Origin of the sequence: Variovorax cryoconiti (assembly GCF_051216395.1) — a bacterium.
GTDB lineage: Bacteria > Pseudomonadota > Gammaproteobacteria > Burkholderiales > Burkholderiaceae_C > Variovorax.
Genome location: NZ_JBPJZI010000016.1, coordinates 29,686 through 42,165, shown reverse-complemented (window position 1 = coordinate 42,165; position 12,480 = coordinate 29,686). Strand labels below are relative to the sequence as shown.

14 protein-coding genes are annotated in these 12,480 nt (G+C 67.1%); 10 read left to right on the top strand and 4 right to left on the bottom strand.

Annotation, left to right across the window (positions count from 1 at the left end; all coding sequences use genetic code 11):
• Positions 1-131 precede the first annotated feature (131 nt).
• The 10 genes from ACSFA2_RS24860 to ACSFA2_RS24815 all read left to right on the top strand — a co-directional run bounded on the left by ACSFA2_RS24860 (position 132) and on the right by ACSFA2_RS24815 (position 7,938).
• A complete protein-coding gene (locus tag ACSFA2_RS24860; protein ID WP_435458007.1) occupies positions 132-1,031 on the top strand; it encodes an amino acid ABC transporter substrate-binding protein in 900 nt (299 codons plus the stop codon).
• Between the two features lie 105 nt (positions 1,032-1,136).
• Positions 1,137-1,868: an amino acid ABC transporter permease gene (locus tag ACSFA2_RS24855; RefSeq protein ID WP_435458006.1), complete on the top strand. Its 732-nt coding sequence runs from the start codon at positions 1,137-1,139 to the stop codon at positions 1,866-1,868.
• Between the two features lies 1 nt (position 1,869).
• Entirely contained in the window at positions 1,870-2,538 is a 669-nt protein-coding gene (locus tag ACSFA2_RS24850; protein ID WP_435458005.1) for an amino acid ABC transporter permease, read from the top strand.
• A gap of 14 nt (positions 2,539-2,552) precedes the next feature.
• Positions 2,553-3,290: an amino acid ABC transporter ATP-binding protein gene (locus tag ACSFA2_RS24845; protein WP_435458004.1), complete on the top strand. Its 738-nt coding sequence runs from the start codon at positions 2,553-2,555 to the stop codon at positions 3,288-3,290.
• 205 nt (positions 3,291-3,495) lie between these two features.
• Positions 3,496-4,509 carry a tripartite tricarboxylate transporter substrate binding protein gene (locus ACSFA2_RS24840; protein ID WP_435458003.1) on the top strand — a complete coding sequence of 338 codons (1,014 nt, stop codon included), beginning with the start codon at positions 3,496-3,498 and terminating at the stop codon, positions 4,507-4,509.
• 22 nt (positions 4,510-4,531) lie between these two features.
• Complete coding sequence (locus tag ACSFA2_RS24835) at positions 4,532-5,413, top strand: polysaccharide deacetylase family protein (RefSeq protein WP_435458002.1); 882 nt, start codon at positions 4,532-4,534, stop codon at positions 5,411-5,413.
• Positions 5,414-5,434: 21 nt separating this feature from the next.
• The gene (locus ACSFA2_RS24830; RefSeq protein ID WP_435458001.1) at positions 5,435-6,160 is read left to right on the top strand and encodes a GntR family transcriptional regulator; all 726 of its coding nucleotides are present in this window, start codon (positions 5,435-5,437) and stop codon (positions 6,158-6,160) included.
• A complete protein-coding gene (locus tag ACSFA2_RS24825) occupies positions 6,157-6,783 on the top strand; it encodes an aspartate/glutamate racemase family protein (protein WP_435458000.1) in 627 nt (208 codons plus the stop codon). The genes ACSFA2_RS24830 and ACSFA2_RS24825 overlap by 4 nt, the downstream gene beginning before the upstream one ends.
• A 292-nt stretch (positions 6,784-7,075) precedes the next feature.
• Entirely contained in the window at positions 7,076-7,489 is a 414-nt protein-coding gene (locus ACSFA2_RS24820; protein WP_435457999.1) for a GreA/GreB family elongation factor, read from the top strand.
• Between the two features lie 8 nt (positions 7,490-7,497).
• Positions 7,498-7,938 (top strand): GNAT family N-acetyltransferase, encoded by a 441-nt coding sequence (locus tag ACSFA2_RS24815; RefSeq protein ID WP_435457998.1) that lies wholly within the window; start codon positions 7,498-7,500, stop codon positions 7,936-7,938.
• 6 nt (positions 7,939-7,944) lie between these two features.
• On the opposite strand, the gene ACSFA2_RS24810 is transcribed toward ACSFA2_RS24815, so the two are convergent.
• The 4 genes from ACSFA2_RS24810 to ACSFA2_RS24795 all read right to left on the bottom strand — a co-directional run bounded on the left by ACSFA2_RS24810 (position 7,945) and on the right by ACSFA2_RS24795 (position 12,477).
• The gene (locus ACSFA2_RS24810; RefSeq protein WP_435457997.1) at positions 7,945-8,982 is read right to left on the bottom strand and encodes a DctP family TRAP transporter solute-binding subunit; all 1,038 of its coding nucleotides are present in this window, start codon (positions 8,980-8,982) and stop codon (positions 7,945-7,947) included.
• A gap of 347 nt (positions 8,983-9,329) precedes the next feature.
• Entirely contained in the window at positions 9,330-10,628 is a 1,299-nt protein-coding gene (locus tag ACSFA2_RS24805) for a TRAP transporter large permease (protein WP_435457996.1), read from the bottom strand.
• The gene (locus tag ACSFA2_RS24800) at positions 10,625-11,179 is read right to left on the bottom strand and encodes a TRAP transporter small permease (RefSeq protein WP_435457995.1); all 555 of its coding nucleotides are present in this window, start codon (positions 11,177-11,179) and stop codon (positions 10,625-10,627) included. Before ACSFA2_RS24800 ends, ACSFA2_RS24805 begins: the two co-directional genes overlap by 4 nt.
• 113 nt (positions 11,180-11,292) lie before the next feature.
• Entirely contained in the window at positions 11,293-12,477 is a 1,185-nt protein-coding gene (locus tag ACSFA2_RS24795) for an amidase (RefSeq protein WP_435457994.1), read from the bottom strand.
• Between the last annotated feature and the right edge of the window lie 3 nt (positions 12,478-12,480).

Here is a 12,480-nt window from a genome sequence, read left to right as displayed (position 1 = left end):
CAAAGCGTCCGTTTCCCGAGAGAGAATCCGCGTCATGGTGCGCGATGCACCGGGTTGGCACGGGTGGTTCTTCCAACGTGAATGCCTAGAATTTCGTCATGTCCCCATCAGTCAACTCAGGAGTTTTCCGTATGAAAAAGCAAGTACTGGCACTGTCGATCCTGGCGCTCGCCGCCGGCGGCGCATTCGCGCAAGCCAACGACACCCTGGCCAAGATCAAGGCCTCGGGCGTCATCACCGAAGGCGTTCGCGAATCGTCGGGTCTGTCGTACACGCTGGGCAATGGCCAGTACACCGGCTTCCATTACGACATCTGCGCGAACATCATCAAGGACCTTGAAAAGGCCGCGGGCAAGAAGCTCGAGACCAAGTACCAGCCGGTGACCTCGCAGAACCGTATTCCGCTGGTGCAGAACGGCACCGTCGACATCGAGTGCGGCTCGACCACCAACAACGCGACCCGCCAGAAGGATGTGGCCTTCGCCGTCACGACCTACGTGGAAGAAGTGCGCATCGCGGTCAAGGCCAACTCGGGCATCACCAGCATCAAGGACCTGAACGGCAAGACCGTGGCGACCACCACCGGCACCACCTCGGTGCAGACGCTGCGCAAGAACGAACGCGCCGGCGGCATCGACTTCAAGGAGCTGTACGGCAAGGACCACTCCGACAGCTTCCTGCTGCTCGAATCGGGCCGCGCCGACGCCTTCGTGATGGACGGTTCCATCCTGGCCTCGAACATCGCCAAGTCCAAGTCGCCCGCAGATTACAAGATCGTCGGCGAAGTGCTGAGCGTCGAGCCGATCGCCATCATGATCCGCAAGGACGACCCGGCCTTCAAGAAGGCCGTGGACGACAGCATCAAGGCGCAGATCAAGTCGGGTGAACTGAACAAGCTGTGGGACAAGTGGTTCCTGCAAGCGATCCCGCCGGCCAACGTGAAGATCGGCCTGGCCCTGTCGGACGCGACCAAGGACGCCTGGGCGAACCCGAACGACAAGCCGATGGAAGACTACGCGGCCAAGAAGTAATTCAACGCCGGTCATAACGCCAACGCCCGCCACTTCCGGCGGGCGTTTGTTTTCGCGATCGGCCCGACAACGGCATAACAACAGTCGACGAGAAGGAGAAACCCGATGGGATCGAACTGGGATTGGCAGGTCTTCATGCAAGACCCGGGCGGGAAGTTCCCGACCTATTGGCAATGGATGCTTTCGGCCTGGGGCTGGACGCTGTCGGTGGCGCTGCTGGCGCTGATCGTGGCGCTGGTGCTCGGCTCGCTGATCGGCATCATCCGCACGCTGCCCGACAGCCCGTGGCTGGTGCGCCTGGGCAACGCCTGGGTCGAACTGTTCCGCAACATTCCGCTGCTGGTACAGATCTTCCTCTGGTACCACGTCATCCCGGCGCTGATTCCCGTGATGAAGGGCGTGCCGAGTTTCGTGCTGGTGGTGCTGGCACTGGGCTTTTTCACCTCGGCGCGGATCGCCGAGCAGGTGCGCTCCGGCATCCAGGCGCTGCCCAAGGGCCAGCGCTACGCCGGCATGGCGGTGGGTTTCACCACCTTCCAGTACTACCGCTACGTGATCCTGCCGATGGCCTACCGGATCATCATTCCGCCGCTCACCAGCGAGACGATGAACATCTTCAAGAACTCGTCGGTCGCCTTCGCCGTGTCGGTGAGCGAACTCACGATGTTCTTCATCCAGTCGAGCGAAGAAACGTCGCGGCCCATCGAGATGTTCCTCGCGGTCACGGCGCTCTACATCATCTCGGCGTTCACGATCAACCGCGTGATGGCGTTCATCGAGAAGAAGACCCGCGTGCCGGGCTTCATCGTCTCGGCCAGCGGCGGCGGAGGACACTGACATGAGCAATCTCGATTTTTCGTTCTACAACTGGGACGTCATCAGCAAGTTCGTCCTGAACGGCCTGTACTTCAGCGTCATCCTGACGGTCGTGGCGACGATCGGCGGCATCGTCTTCGGCACGGTGCTCGCGCTGATGCGGCTGTCGGGCAAGAAGTGGCTCGATGCGCCCGCGGCCATCTACGTCAACGGCATGCGCAGCATCCCGCTGGTGATGGTGATCCTGGGCTTCTTCCTGCTGGTGCCCTTCCTGATCGGCCGGCCCATCGGGGCCGAGGGCTCCGCGGTGATCACCTTCATCGCCTTCGAGGCGGCGTACTTCAGCGAGATCATGCGGGCGGGTATCCAGTCCATCCCGCGCGGGCAGGTCTTCGCGGGCATGGCGGTGGGCATGACCTACGGCCAGAACATGAAGCTGGTGATCCTGCCGCAGGCCTTCCGCAACATGCTGCCGGTGCTGCTCACGCAGACCATCATCCTGTTCCAGGACACCTCGCTGGTCTACGCCATCGGCGCCTACGACCTGTTGAAGGGCCTGGAAACTGCCGGCAAGAACTACGGCCGCCCGATCGAGGCCTACCTGCTGGCGGCCGTCGTGTACTTCGTCATGTGCTATGCGCTGTCCTTCATGGTCAAGCGCCTGCACAAGAAGATCGCCATCATCCGTTGAGTGGAGAGATTGAAATGATTGAAATCAAGAACGTTTCCAAGTGGTATGGCCCGGTGCAGGTGCTCAACGATTGTTCGGTGAGCATCTCCAAGGGCGACGTCGTCGTGGTCTGCGGCCCCTCGGGCTCGGGCAAGTCGACGCTCATCAAGACGGTGAACGCGCTCGAGCCCTTTCAGAAGGGCGAGATCACGGTGAACGGCATTCCGCTGCACGACCCCAAGACCAACCTGCCCAAGCTGCGCTCCAAAGTCGGCATGGTGTTCCAGCACTTCGAGCTGTTCCCGCACCTCTCAGTGACCGAGAACCTCACGATCGCGCAGATCAAGGTGCTGGGCCGCAGCGCGGACGAGGCCAAGACCCGCGGCCTGAAGATGCTCGACCGCGTGGGCCTAATGGCGCACAAGGACAAGTTCCCGGGTCAGCTGTCCGGCGGCCAGCAGCAGCGCGTGGCGATCGCCCGTGCGCTGTCGATGGACCCCATCGTCATGCTGTTCGACGAGCCCACTTCGGCACTCGACCCCGAAATGGTCGGCGAAGTGCTCGACGTGATGGTGGCCTTGGCCAAGGAAGGCATGACCATGATGGTCGTGACGCACGAGATGGCCTTCGCCCGCAAGGTCGCAAGCCGCGTGATCTTCATCGACGTCGGCGGCCGCATCCTGGAAGACTGCCCGAAGGACGAGTTCTTCAGTCACCCGGAAAACCGCCAGCCGCGCACCAAGGATTTCCTGAACAAGATCCTGCAGCACTGAGGCTCACGTGCTCCAGCCAAAAAGCCCCGCTTGCGGGGCTTTTTGCTTTCTGCGTGCAGGGCGAACTGGCGATGGCACGCATCCTGCAAACACCCTGAATTGTGCACAATCGATATATGAATGTGCACATTTATGGCGCATCGACCGTTCCACTTTCGGGCATTGCGCCGTTCTTCAACCCTTGGATCGTCCAAAGGAGAGCAGCGTGGCCTCATTCGTTTCCTTCGCCCTGTCTTCCGGCCGCCGTGCCGCCCTTGTCTCGCTGTGCCTTCCGCTGGCGTTGGCCGCTGGCGCGGCCTTCGCGCAGGACGCGGCGAACTACCCCGACAAGCCGGTCAAGATCATCGTCCCCTTCCCGCCCGGCGGCGCCGCGGACATGTTCGCGCGCATGGTCGGGCAGAAGCTGTCGGACGCCTGGGGCAACCGGCAGCCCGTGGTCATCGACAACAAGCCCGGTGCGGGCGGCGTGATCGGTACCGACGCCGCGGCCAAGGCGCCGGCCGACGGCAGCACCTTCCTCATGGTGACCATCGGCCATGCGGTGAACCCCTACATGTACGCCAAGCTGCCCTTCGACACCAAGGCCGACCTGGTGCCGGTGGGTGTGGTGGCGCAGGTGCCGAGCATCGTGGTCGCGAGCCCGTCCTTCAAGGGCAAGACGCTGAAGGAGGTGATCGACATGGCCAAGGCCAAGCCCGAGTCGTTGCAATACGCCTCGTCGGGCGTGGGCACCACCAGCCACGTGGGCGCGGCGCTGATCGAATCGATGACCGGCACCCGCATGATCCACGTGCCGTACAAGGGCGCTGCCCCCGCGCTGCAGGACGTGATGGGCGACCGCGTCGCGCTGTCGGTGGACATCATCACGTCGTCGCTCCCGCTGGTGCAGAGCGGCAAGCTCGTGCCGCTGGCCATCACCGGCAGCAAGCGTTCACCGAAGCTGCCCGACGTGCCCACGGTGGCCGAGGCCGGCGTGCCCGGTTACGAGTTCGTGTCCTGGTACATGCTGCTGGCACCCGCGAAGACGCCCAAGCCGGTGCTCGAGAAGGTCAATGCCGAGTTGCGCCGCATGGTGACGATGCCGGACTTCAAGGCCCGCATCGAAGACACCGGCGGCGAGGTCGCGAGCATGACGCTCAAACAGTCGTCCGACTACCTCGATGCCGAGTTCGTGCGCTGGGGCAAGGTCGTCAAGGAACGGAACATCAAGGCGGATTGACGCCAACGAGGAGACAAGACCGATGCGTGATTTCCAGGGCTACGGCCGCGACCTGCCCGCCATGCGCTGGCCCGGCGGGGCCGGGCTGGCGGTGTCCTTCGTGATGAACTTCGAGGAGGGCGCGGAGTTCTCGGTGGCCGATGGCGACGCGCGCAACGAAGGCGTCTACGAAGTGATCGATCCACGTGCCGGCTGGGATCCGTGCATCGACAGCCACTTCGAGTACGGCACGCGCACCGCCTGGTGGCGCATCGCCGACACCTTCGATCGCTTCGAGGCGCCGTTCACGCTCAGCAGCTGCGGCCGTGCCGTCGAGCGGAGCCCCTGGCTCGCGCAGGACGCTGTGGCGCGCGGGCACGAGGTGTCGGCGCACGGCTACCGCTGGCAGAGCCACGCGGACATGGGCATCGAGGAAGAAGAGGCGGTGATCCTCGCCAGCCTTGAAGCCATTGCGCAAGCGACGGGCCAGCGCCCCGTGGGCTGGCACACGCGCTCGGCCTGCACGCCGAACACGCGCGCGCTGCTGGTGAAGCACGGCTTCGTGTATGACAGCGATGCCTACAACGACGACACGCCGTACTTCGTGCCGGTGGATGGCCGGCGCCACCTGGTGCTGCCCTACGCTTTCGACACCAACGACATGCAGTTCCAGCACACACAGCGCTTCGACACGGCCGCGAGCTTCGCGGAATACGTGTGCGATGCGGCCGACTGGCTGGCGCGCGAGGGCGCGCACGCGCCGCGCATGCTGTCGGTGGGGCTTCACCTGCGCATGATCGGGCGCCCGGCGCGCATGAAGGCGCTGGAGCAGATCCTGCAGCACCTGCGCGCGAAGGAGGGCGTGTGGATCGCCACGCGCGCGCAGATCGCACGGCACTGGCTCGCGGCGCATGGCGGCACCTGAAGCGCGCCAGCGGCCCTGGCCGTGCACTACATTGGGTGGATGATCCTGCAGGAAGAGTCCATTCACCGCGTGCTGTCGCAGACCCTGCTCGCCGGGCGGCTGGCGCCGGGCACCCAGCTGGTGGAGACGCGGCTGGCGGCCGTGTTCGGCGTCACCCGCGAGCGCGTGCGCAAGGTGCTGCACCGGCTCGGCCACGAGCGGCTGCTTGAGGTCGTGCCGAACCGCGGCTGCTTCGTCTCCAACCCCACGCTCGCGCAGGCGCGCGAAATCTACGACGCGCGCCGCATCGTCGAAGGCGGCATCGTCGGCTGGCTGGCGGGGCGCATCGGGGTCGACCAGATCGCGGCCCTGCGCGCGCATTCCGAACGCGAACACGCGGCGCTGCATGCGGGCGACCGGGCGCAGTCGATTCGCCTGTCCGGCGAGTTCCACATGCTGCTGGCCGGGTTCACCGACAGTGCCTTCGTGATGCGCGAGCTGCAGGAGCTGGTCAGCCGCACCTCGATGCTGGTCGCCTTCTTCGAGCCGGCGGCCTCGTCCGAATGCGCCTGCGAGGAGCACGACGAGATCCTGCTGGCGCTGCAGAAGGGCGATGCGGCACGCGCGGTCAAGGCCATGCATGTGCACCTGTCGCTGATCGAAACCCGCCTGCGGCCGCGCGTGGGCAACACGGCGGCTCCCGATGCCGAGGCCGAGATCGCCCGCGCCTGGGCCGCAGCGCAGAGCAGCGACGCCGAGACGGCATGAAGCTGCTCGTCCTCAACCCCAACACGACCGCCGCGATGACCGACAAGGCCGTCGCCGAGGTCCGGCTGCTCGCGCCCGCGCACTGGGCGGTGCGCGGCGTCACCGCCACCACGGGTTGTGAGGTGATCGCCTCGCGCGCGAGCTTCGTGACCGGGGCGTGGGCGGCACTGGAAACCCTGCGCGCCCAGGACGACTGGGCCGATGCCGTGCTGCTGGCCTGCTTCGGCGACCCGGGCCTGGCCGCGTTGCGCGAAGTCAGTGCCGTGCCGATCATCGGCATGGCCGAAGCCGCATTGCGAGAGGCCGTGGCGCTGGGGCGGCCCTACCACCTCGTCACGGCCGGTACCGCGTGGGATGCGATGCTGCGCGAAACCGTGCGCCTCGAAAGCGCCGAGGCGCTGCTCGATGGCATTACCGTGCTCGACAGCACCGGCCTGGCGATGTCGCGCGACCCACAGCGCGCGTTGCGCTTGCTGCAGGGCGTGCTCGACGGCCTGCAGCCGCGCGGCGCACCGACCTGCATCCTCGCCGGCACCGGCTTTGCCGGCATGGCCGAGGCGCTGCGTTACGACGGCGTGCTCATCGACGGGCTCGCCGCGGCAGTGCGCACCGCAGCGCGCTGAAACGCGAGAAGGCGCGAACCCGCATGGCCCGCAGGTGTATGCGTGCCTCTGGCGCCATACCGGCCTACGATGGCGCCATGCGCTCTTTCGCGTCCTCCCATGCCTGCGTTCTCGCGGAGCGGCTTCTCGCAAGCCGGTCTGCCGTGCGCCAGCGCGCGGAGCTTCGCCGCATGCCGGGCCGACGTGCTGCTGCACGCTCCTGAGCCCGGCGATCCCCTTTTCTTTTTCATCGCGCCACTGGATCACCGGGCACCCGCTGCCCCGGCGTTCGTCTTTTCCAGGAGCGTTTCCCATGACCCCCGATTCCATCGCCGTGCTTGCCACGCGCACCCTCACCGAACTCGACCACGCCCGGCTCGGCAAGTACGCCGACGGCCTGCCGGCCAGTGCCATCCAGAGCGTGCTCGACAACGCCGAACTCGTCGCGCCCAGCGAGATCGCCGCCGACATCGTCACGATGCGCTCGCGCGTGCAGGTCGTCGAGCCGACCGGCAAGTGTCAGCGGCGCACGCTGACGCTGAGCTACCCGTCGGACGCCGACCCGGCCACCGGCTGCATCTCGGTCCTGTCGCCTGTCGGCACCGCGCTGCTCGGGTTGCGGGTCGGCGACGTCGCGAGCTGGGTGGCGCCCGACGGGACGGGCGGGCAGCTGCAGATCGCCGCCATCGCCTACCAGCCGGAAGCCAGCGGCGAGCACCTGCTGTAGATCGCCCCATGAACCCACCCACGCTCCGGCCCATGACGATGGCCGACTACGACGGCGTCATTGCATTGATGCACCAGACGCCCGGCGTGTCGGTGCGCGACGCCGATTCGAGGGAGTCGATCCAGCGCTACCTGCTGCGCAACCCGGGCCTGAGCTTCGTCGCCGAAGACGGCGCCGCGCTGGTCGGCTGCATCATGTCCGGCCACGACGGCCGGCGCGGCTACCTGCAGCATCTGCTGGTGGTGCCGCCCTGGCGCGAGCGCGGCGTGGCCTCGGCGCTCATCGAGGCCTGCCTGGCGGGTCTCGAAGCGATCGGCATCCTGAAGAGCCACATCGACGTGCTCGCCACGAACGAGGCAGGACAGCGCTTCTGGGCGCGCCGCGGCTGGAGGCTCCGCACCGATCTGCGTCGCTACTCGTTCGTGCGATCGGGCGGCGACAACGTCTGAGCGGCGTCAGGGCTGCTTGCGCGCCGCGATCGCCTTCTCGGCCTTCTCCACCAGCGCGTTGCCCACCGTCGGCTTCCATTTCGCGTAGACCGCGCGCGTCGCCTTGACGAAGGCCTCGCGCTCGGCTGGCGACAGCTGCGTCACGGTCACGCCCATGCCGGCGATGTCCTTGAGCAGGGGCCTGTCGGCCTCGACCAAGCCCTTGCGCGCGAGCGCGACTTCCTGCTTGCCGGCGTCGATGGCCGCCTGCCTGACGATGGCCTGGTCGGCCGGTGTCCACGAGGCCCAGATCTCCTTGTTGACGACGAAGATCAGCGGGTCGGCCATGTAGCCCCAGGTGGTGACGTACTTCTGGCCGATGGTGTGCAGCTTCAGCATCGGGAACATGAACAGCGGGTTCTCCTGACCGTCGACCGCGCCGCTGGCCAGCGCGGGTTGTGCGTCGGCCCAGCTCATCTGCGTCGGGTTGGCGCCCAGTGCGGTGAACATGTCGGCGAACAGCGGTGAGCCGACGACGCGGATCTTCATGCCCTTGAGGTCGGCCGGCGAGCGGATCGGCTTCTTGGAGTTCGAGATCTCGCGGTACCCGTTCTCGCCCCAGGCCAGCGGCAGCACGCCGGCCTTGTCGATGACGGCGAACAGTTCCTTGCCGACCTCGCCCTGCGTGATCGCGTCGACGGCCGCATAGTCGGGCATCAGGAAGGGCATGGAGAACAGGTTGAGCTGCTTGACCTGCGGCGACCAGTTGATGGTGGAGCCCACGGCCATGTCGATCACGCCCTGTCGCAGCGCGCTGAACTCGCGCGTCTGGTCACCCTGAATGAGCGACACGCCGGGGTACAGCTTGATGTTGATGCGGCCCTGCGTGCGCTCCTTCACGAGGTCGGCCCAGATCTTCCCGGCCTGGCCCCAGGGCGTCGGCGGGCCGAGCACCAGGGACATCTTGTACTCGGGCTTGTAGGCAGCCTGGGCCATGGCGCCGGTGGTGATGCCGAGGGCGGTGGCTGCCAGCGCGAGGCCGAGCAGGGTGCGGCGGAATTTCATGGAAGTCTCCTTTTGTTTTCGAACATGACTACAGGTTGATATCGACGGTGCATTCGGGTGCTTCTGATCGGGGCGCGTGCACAGGCCACCGGGTACTCCCCTCCGCGAATGTCCCCCGCTTCGCTCCTCCTTTATTTCGCTGCGGGGAGCACCCGGCACCCTGCGCACGTGGACGCGCTGGGGTTGTGCAGCCGTTGATCAACGACTGCGCTGAACGATCACGTCGATGGGGTGCCTTGCGCAGCGAAATAAAGGAGGAGGCCGCAGGCCGGGGGACATTCGCGGAGCAAGGTACCCCGTCGGCGTGATCGCACCCCAACGCCATGTGTCCTTGACTGGGGCCCATCTCAATACCCCAGCTTGTTCGGCAGCCACAGCGCCAACTGCGGCCACGCGATCACCGCCACCATCACCAGGAACATCGCGAACAGCATCCACCCGACCCAGCGCACGGTCTCTTCCATGCGCACGTTGGCGATGCGGCACGACACCATCAGGTTGACCGCGAGCGGCGGCGTGAACTGGCCCAGCGCCACCTTCAGCGTGAGGATCACGCCGAACCACACCGGGTCCCATTTGTAGAACTGCACGATGGGCCACAGCAGCGGCACGAAGATCAGGAAGATCGACACGCCGTCGAGGAACATGCCCACGGTGATCAGCATGACGATCAGCAGCGCCAGCACGCCGTATTCGCCCAGGCCCGAGTTCGTGATGGCCTTGGCCACCGGGTCGATCACGCCGAGCGTCGAGAGCGAGTACGCGAAGATGCCTGCGAGCGACACCACCAGGAGGATCACCGCCGACAGCTCGCCCGCCTCGCGCAGGATGACGAACAGGTCGCGCACCTTGATCGTCCGGTAGATCACCATGCCGACGAACAGGCCGTAGAACACCGCGACCACCGCCGCCTCGGTCGGCGTGAACCAGCCCGCGCGCATGCCGCCGAGGATCAGCACCGGCGCGGCCAGGCCCCAGGTCGCTTCGCGGAAGCTCTTCCAGAATTCGGGCCGCGGCATGCTGGCTTCGAGCGCGCCCATCTTGTGCTTGCGCGCCATCCAGACGGCCGGAACGATCAGCGCCAGCCCGGCCAGGATGCCCGGAATCATGCCGGCGGCGAACAGCGCCGGCACCGAGGCGCCGGGCACGAGCACCGAGTACACGATGAAGGCGACCGACGGCGGGATCAGGATGTCGGTGGCGGCGGCGGCGCCGACCACGCTGGCCGAAAAGGCGGGCGGGTAGCCGGCGCGCGACATCGCCGCGATCATCACGGCGCCGACGGCGGCCGCATTCGCCGGGCCCGAACCCGAGATGCCGCCGAGGAACATCGCGACCAGGATGGCGACCATCGGCAGCATGCCCGGGCCGCGACCGACGATGGCGACGGCGAAGTTCACCAGCCGCAGCGCTACGCCGGAGCGGTCGAAGATCGAGCCGACCAGCACGAACATCGGGATGGCCAGCAGCGGGTACTTGCCCAGGCCGGCGTAGAAGTTCTGCGGCACGGCCAGGAGGCCGAACCATTGCGCATCGGCGTTGGCGAGAGCGATGCAAGCCGCACCGGCCAGGCCCAGCGCCGCGCCGATCGGCACGCCGACCAGCATCAGCACGACGAAGGCGACGAAGAGCAGCGTCGCGATCATTCGGCGCCCCGGTCATCGCGGCGGCCGCGGCGGATGAACAGGCCGATGGCCCGCAGCGCGATGGCGGTCGACACGATCGGCAGCCAGATCGAATACCACCAGGCCGGCACGCCGATGCCGGGCGAGGTTTCGTCGAAGCGGTAGTCGTCCCACACCATGCGCACGCTGAGCCCGGCGATCAGAAAGAAGAGGGCCGCCACCAGCACGGCGCCGAACTGCGACAGGCGCTTCTGCCGTGCCATCGAGCCGCTCTCGGAGAAGTACTCGATGCGGATGTGCCGGTCGCGCGCCACCGCGGCCGAGCCAGCCACCATCGCCAGCAGGATCATCAGGAAGACCGAGAACTCCTCCGTCCACGCGAAGGACGAGTCGGTGAAGTAGCGCACCAGCACGTTGGCGAAGGTGATGCAGGCCAGCAGGCCCATGATGACCACCGTGGCCCAGTCCTCGATGGCCAGTGGCACCTGGGCCGGTTCGTCGGCGGCTTCGATCTGCGGGGGGAGGGGGCTGGCGGCGTCCAGCGTGGGGCCGGACTCGGGAGGGGTGGACATCGGAAGGGCGCGGGCAACGCGAGTGAGGCAGCGGCGATCCTAGCCACTGAATCCCCTTGTCCTTATCGGGATTTTCACTGGGCCGCCCGGCCCCGTAGACCCGTTCGCGACTGCTAAGCGGCGCCGATGCGCTCCGCCAGCGCGACCAGCGAACGGTCCGACCCGGCCGGGCCGAGCAGCGAGATGCCCAGCGGTGCACCGTCGCGCTGCGCCAGCGGCATCGACAGCTGCGGGAAGCCGCTGAGCCCCGCCACGCACAGCATGCGGATCGAGTCGTTGCGGTAGTCCTCCAGCGTGCTCTCGGCCGCGCTGCGCAGCGGCGCGATGTCGGGCATGGTCGGCATCAGCAGCACGCCGTCGTTGCCGAGCAGCGCCGCCAGCTTCTCGCGAAAGGCGATGCGGAAGGCACGCGCGGTGTTCACCTGCGCATCGGTCACGTCGCGCGACCACGCGAAGCGCTCGGCCACGCCAGGGCCCAGCGGCGGCGCGAAGCGCTCGATCATCGGGCCGTCGGTGAGCCACGATTCGCGGCCCTGGATGTAGCGGAAGTTCCAGTACATCGCATCCCATGAGTCGAGCGCGATCGCTTCGACCGGCGCCGCTTGGCCGAGCACCGACTGGATGCGCCTGGCGGGCACAGCCAGTGCCTGCGTCACCGGCGCGCTCAGCATCGCCCAGATGTCCTGCGGCCAAAGCAGCCGTACCGCCGCGGGCAGCGGCTTCGCATCGATGCCCAGCAGCACGTCGGCCACGCGCGCGAAGGTGCCGACGTCGCGCGCGAACCAGCCGCAGGTGTCGAGGCTGGGCGCGAGGTCGAGCACGCGCTCCAGGCTGATGCGGCCGTGCGTCGGGCGCAGGCCAAAGAGATTGCAGTGGTTGGCCGGCGCGCGCACCGAGCCGCCGGTGTCGCTGCCCAGCGCGAAATCGCACAGGCCCGAGGACACGGCCGAGGCCGAGCCCGACGACGAGCCGCCGGTGATGCGGTCCTTGGCGGCGCCGTTGATCGGCGCGCCGAAGTGCGCGTTGTTGCCGGTCATCGAGAAGGCCAGCTCGTCGGTCACGGTCTTGCCGACGAAGTGCGCGCCGGCGTCGAGCAGCGCCTGCACCGCGGGCGCCGTCTGCGTCTTGATGCCCGACATCGCCAGCAGGAAGGGGCTGCCGCCGCCGGTCGGGTAGCCGGCCACGTCGAACAGGTCCTTCGCGGCGAAGCGCAGGTCCGACAGCGGGCCGGTCGCGGCGGTCTTCACCGGCACGTCGGGGTAGGGGACGAAAGCGTGGGCGGGGTCGTGCAGGTGCATGAG

Excerpts from the sequence above, each read along its gene's own strand:
- ACSFA2_RS24860 (WP_435458007.1), top strand. The coding sequence starts at position 132 with ATGAAAAAGCAAGTACTGGCACTGTCGATCCTGGCGCTCGCCGCCGGC.
- ACSFA2_RS24855 (WP_435458006.1), top strand. The coding sequence starts at position 1,137 with ATGGGATCGAACTGGGATTGGCAGGTCTTCATGCAAGACCCGGGCGGG.
- ACSFA2_RS24850 (WP_435458005.1), top strand. The coding sequence starts at position 1,870 with ATGAGCAATCTCGATTTTTCGTTCTACAACTGGGACGTCATCAGCAAG.
- ACSFA2_RS24845 (WP_435458004.1), top strand. The coding sequence starts at position 2,553 with ATGATTGAAATCAAGAACGTTTCCAAGTGGTATGGCCCGGTGCAGGTG.
- ACSFA2_RS24835 (WP_435458002.1), top strand. The coding sequence starts at position 4,532 with ATGCGTGATTTCCAGGGCTACGGCCGCGACCTGCCCGCCATGCGCTGG.
- ACSFA2_RS24825 (WP_435458000.1), top strand. The coding sequence starts at position 6,157 with ATGAAGCTGCTCGTCCTCAACCCCAACACGACCGCCGCGATGACCGAC.
- ACSFA2_RS24820 (WP_435457999.1), top strand. The coding sequence starts at position 7,076 with ATGACCCCCGATTCCATCGCCGTGCTTGCCACGCGCACCCTCACCGAA.
- ACSFA2_RS24815 (WP_435457998.1), top strand. The coding sequence starts at position 7,498 with ATGAACCCACCCACGCTCCGGCCCATGACGATGGCCGACTACGACGGC.
- ACSFA2_RS24810 (WP_435457997.1), bottom strand. The coding sequence starts at position 8,982 with ATGAAATTCCGCCGCACCCTGCTCGGCCTCGCGCTGGCAGCCACCGCC.
- ACSFA2_RS24805 (WP_435457996.1), bottom strand. The coding sequence starts at position 10,628 with ATGATCGCGACGCTGCTCTTCGTCGCCTTCGTCGTGCTGATGCTGGTC.
- ACSFA2_RS24800 (WP_435457995.1), bottom strand. The coding sequence starts at position 11,179 with ATGTCCACCCCTCCCGAGTCCGGCCCCACGCTGGACGCCGCCAGCCCC.
- ACSFA2_RS24795 (WP_435457994.1), bottom strand. The coding sequence starts at position 12,477 with ATGCACCTGCACGACCCCGCCCACGCTTTCGTCCCCTACCCCGACGTG.